Here is a 626-nt window from a genome sequence, read left to right as displayed (position 1 = left end):
TTGTGGCAGCAGTTGCCGGTGGCGTCGTTGTTGCTGGCGGTGGGCTTGTGCCTGTTGTTGCTGGCACTGGTGATCGGCTTGTCCATGCTGCTGGCGCGGCGTTTGGGCTTGAGCCTGGCGGATGAAATCGCGGCGGTGTTTTGTGGTTCGAAGAAAAGCCTGGCGTCCGGCTTGCCCATGGCCAAGGTACTGTTCGTGGCCAATCCCGGTTTCGGCATGATCGTGCTGCCGATCATGTGCTACAACCAGATCCAGATTCTTTGCGGGGCGTTCCTGGCCGGGTATTACCGGCGCAAGGTTGAGGCGCAGCCTGAGAGCCTTGGTGGGGTATCCTGAGCATGGGTTTGTCGGATTACGGCCTTCGGCCTCTCTGTGCCCTTGGGTAAATACGACCTTGTGTCTCTCCGGCGGAAGGATTTGCTACCCTTCCGCCACTGCTGGCGGGCAACCCGTATTCGACCTGAGGCCCTGAGCCTGTGATGTAGATAGGTCCCGCCAGCATTTCTCTCAAAACTTGAACGGTATCCGAGCCCTTCGTTGACCGGATGAGGCTGCACGAACAAGGAGAAGTGGAGAGATGGCTACCATCGGTATTGATGTCAGTAAGAAAAAGCTCGATCTGTGCT

Annotated in this window: 1 protein-coding gene; it reads left to right on the top strand. The window is 57.7% G+C overall.

Annotation, left to right across the window (positions count from 1 at the left end; genetic code table 11):
- The coding region (locus A3754_RS08150) for a bile acid:sodium symporter (RefSeq protein ID WP_197468571.1) at window positions 1-336 on the top strand (336 nt) is incomplete at its 5' end.
- Between the last annotated feature and the right edge of the window lie 290 nt (window positions 337-626).

This window comes from Alcanivorax sp. HI0083 (assembly GCF_001635175.1).
This window is presented reverse-complemented; position numbering and strand designations above follow the sequence as displayed.